Origin of the sequence: Leptospira vanthielii serovar Holland str. Waz Holland = ATCC 700522 (assembly GCF_000332455.1) — a bacterium.
Lineage (GTDB): Bacteria > Spirochaetota > Leptospiria > Leptospirales > Leptospiraceae > Leptospira_A > Leptospira_A vanthielii.
Map to the genome: position 1 here is coordinate 1 of NZ_AOGY02000048.1, position 3,373 is coordinate 3,373.

At 35.1% G+C, this 3,373-nt stretch carries 4 protein-coding genes; all 4 read right to left on the bottom strand.

The genetic code is table 11. From position 1 onward, the window contains the following. Positions 1 to 252: 252 nt before the first annotated feature. Positions 253 to 975: a hypothetical protein gene (locus LEP1GSC199_RS10440; RefSeq protein ID WP_039926583.1), complete on the bottom strand. Its 723-nt coding sequence runs from the start codon at positions 973 to 975 to the stop codon at positions 253 to 255. A 193-nt stretch (positions 976 to 1,168) separates the two neighbouring features. Then, positions 1,169 to 1,597: a PIN domain-containing protein gene (locus tag LEP1GSC199_RS10450; protein WP_002981881.1), complete on the bottom strand. Its 429-nt coding sequence runs from the start codon at positions 1,595 to 1,597 to the stop codon at positions 1,169 to 1,171. A 1-nt stretch (position 1,598) separates the two neighbouring features. Continuing rightward, positions 1,599 to 1,898 (bottom strand): type II toxin-antitoxin system Phd/YefM family antitoxin, encoded by a 300-nt coding sequence (locus tag LEP1GSC199_RS10455; RefSeq protein ID WP_002981879.1) that lies wholly within the window; start codon positions 1,896 to 1,898, stop codon positions 1,599 to 1,601. A gap of 254 nt (positions 1,899 to 2,152) precedes the next feature. After that, the gene (locus tag LEP1GSC199_RS10460; protein WP_232420754.1) at positions 2,153 to 2,737 is read right to left on the bottom strand and encodes a hypothetical protein; all 585 of its coding nucleotides are present in this window, start codon (positions 2,735 to 2,737) and stop codon (positions 2,153 to 2,155) included. Positions 2,738 to 3,373 lie beyond the last annotated feature (636 nt).

Sequence of the window (3,373 nt, forward strand, 5' to 3'; positions counted from 1 at the left end):
TTGAATCTTATCTATTTGCATATAAAACTTGTTGGAATTCATTCATAGAATTAAGTTCTAGGGCATTGCAGATAACGAACTAGACTAACCGACGTAGGCTGGCCCTGAGTCCCGAACGGGACGTTAGGGACTGGAACGACACTTGCGCAGGCAAGGGGAGTGCCAGAAGCCTATGTGGCACAGCCCAAGCGAGGGCTCGTCCCGAAGCGCAGCGGTTAGTTGCTGTTATGCGAAGTAATTTCTTTATTAAACTCAAAATGCTAATCCTGCGGACAAATAGAATTGTTCAAACTGAGAATTTCTAAGCTTATTTCCATTGATAATACTATCGAAAAGGTAACTTTCTAACATATATGGTAAGTTGTTACCGTAATATTCTGGATTGTAAGTAAAATGTTGGTTTATTTTACCAGATTCAATATATCCTCTTTGGTATTCGAAAGCTAATAGAAAATTATTGAATATTTCCTGCCTTATGCCTAAGCCTATAGAGCCGAAGACTCTATCATCAAAAATAGTTTTTAAAGCGAAAGGTTGTGGAGTAATATTGTTTCCGCGATTAATTGCGAAATTATTTCTTTCTACGGTAAAACTTTTTTCCATTCCGACATTGAGACTTGAATATATGGATTTCCAAATGAAATATTGTAAATTAAGTGAGAAGGTTTCAGAATTTTTAGAAGTTGAGAACTTATAGATTCTTACTGTAGAAGGTGAATTTGTAGGTAAAGATTCGAAACGTTTATAACCATTATCTCCGATAGAATAGTTCAAACCTAAATAGAAATTATTGGTTAAACCGTAAAGGATTTGAATATTTGGAGCATTATCAATTTCTCTTGCAGCTTTTTCTATATTAATATGTCCAACTGTCGAAACCAAGAAATGGTATTTTTTTCTTTCAGTATCATTTGCATATAAATGAAACCCAGATGAAAAAAGGAGAATTATTAAATATATTTTATTTTTTTTCATTTTGGAAGATTTTGAAATTATTTCGCATAACGAACTAGGGGAGACGACGTTTCCCGACCCTGAGTCCCAACGGGACGTTAGGGACTGGCACAGAGTTTGCGGATGCAAACGAGTGACAGAAGGGAAATGTGGCGTAGCCCAAGCGAGGCCTAGTGCCGAAGTGAAGCGTTTCCCCGCTGTTATGCGCTGTGGGTTAGTTAACTTTAAAATTATTTTTTAAAGCCACTTCTTTTAGTTTTTCATCTAAGGTACAGAATATTAAATCTTCAGAAATTAATCTTTTAACATATAAAGCGGTGGATAAGTGGATGGCATCTAATGACTTTAGTTCAGAAATGTTTTTTTGTTTTTTGAACTCATTTTTGATTTCAAAATCTAGATTTTTAAGATTAATGTTTGAGATCAATTTTTCAATGAAATTATGAGTATCTTGATACCAGATATTATCAAGATTTTTCCTATTTCGGTTGAATGTATAATTTAAACTTCGATATGCTTCAATTTCTATCAATATAGAACTAAAGAGATTATTAGATTTATTTAATTTATCTAAATTTTTTTCGAAGTCGGTCTCTGAATAGACAATATTTAATAGAAAACTTGTATCAATATATAAAGCCAAACTATTCTCGATCCTCTAAATACGCTTGCTTCCAGGATTTTGATAATTCTTCTCTATATTTATCTTTTATACGTAGAGTTTTAGGAAAAGTGATTATACTTCTATCCTTTGCAGGGATAATAGAATTATTTGCTACAGATTCATCTATAAAAGCCTGAGTTAGATCTGGTGACTTACTTAATTTTTTTAACTCAGCAATTGGAGTATTTCTATCCATAACAATAATTGTTTCGCCATTTCTTACAAAATCCAAATAATTGCTAAGATTATTTTTTAAGTCTTTAATTCCTACAGATTTCATATCTTAATAGTAGCTATAATGGCTACTTAGTCAACCTAAAATATTATTCTTTTTTATCAAAAATCAAATTTTAACCCATTGCGCATAACGAACTAGCCTTAACGACGTAGGCTGGCCCTGAGTCCCAACGGGACGTTAGGGACTGGAACGACACTTGCGTAAGCAAGGGGAGTGCCAGAAGCCTATGTGTCGCAGACCGAGCGAGGGCTCGACCCGAAGCGAAGCGTTAAGGCGATGTTACACGCAGTTTTGCATTAATTGATGCTCTTTAATGCTTCACAAAGTTCTGTTCCTAATATCTTTCCAAAAGCCAGATATTCTTCTGGTTCATTGTTATTTAAACTAGGACCAACATATTCGATATTCTCAATAAATTCAAAATTTATTAAAGGATTAGTAATGGAATAGTGATATAGGTTGTAGTTGTGGAGTTTCTTAGAATTGTATTTTGATGAAGAATGTTTCGAAAGCTGATCGGAATTATTATATAAGTCTCCAGCGGATTCTTCATCATCTAAAATTAAATGAAGGTCAATTCGTTTAGGTTGATTTCCTTGATATTCGTCCGACAAAATTTGTAGTGATTCAGAAGAATTATTTAGAAATTTAGAGAAGCCAATGTATCGGTAAATTCTCTTGTTTTGTATTGAGCTATTTTTTAAAGAATCGATAATTCCAGAATATATTCCCAAACTATTTTTTTTACTTCTACCGTTAAATTTATTTTCGATGTGAATTACATACTCATTATAAGAATTATCAATTTTCTTGAGGAAATTAGTATTTGCTTTCTGGAAAGTATGTTTTGAAAAAGTGCCACGTTGCGAGATATAACGCAAAAGCCAGTGTTAAGATTTTTTTCATTTTAGATGTTAAGTTGGCAAAATTGCGTGTAACGAATTAGGCTTACCGACGTTTCGTGTAGCTGAGCCTCTGCAAGAGGCGTTAGCGTAACACGGAATGTGCCTTTAGGCCGAGCGAAGGCCCCACGAGATCCAGATTTTTTCAGAAATCTGAGGCGAAGTGGACAAGGTCCTGAGCGAGCGGTAAGCCGCTGTTAATTGCAGTTAGTTCGTATAGTAATGAAGTTTAGTCGAAAGGTTCATCCAAGCCAGCGCAAATTTTTCTCTTAAATCTTAAAAAGCTAAAATCCTTAATAACACATTCAAATTAATATTGCACGCCGAGTCTTTTTAAAAGCTTTAAGCACCACAAAAATCATAAAAAAATTTGCGCGTTATAATCTTTTGATCAACTAATTGCAATTAACGAACTAGACTTACCGAAGTTCCCCGACCCTGAGTCCCGGAACGGGACGTTAGGGACTGGCACGGAGTTTGCGGATGCAAACGAGTGACAGAAGGGGAATTTGGCGTAGCCCGAGCGAGGGCGAAGTCCCGAAGCGTAGCGGTAAGTCGCTGTTAGTTGCAGTTGGGTTTTTGACTAAGCAGATAATTTTAGAGTCTTATAGAATC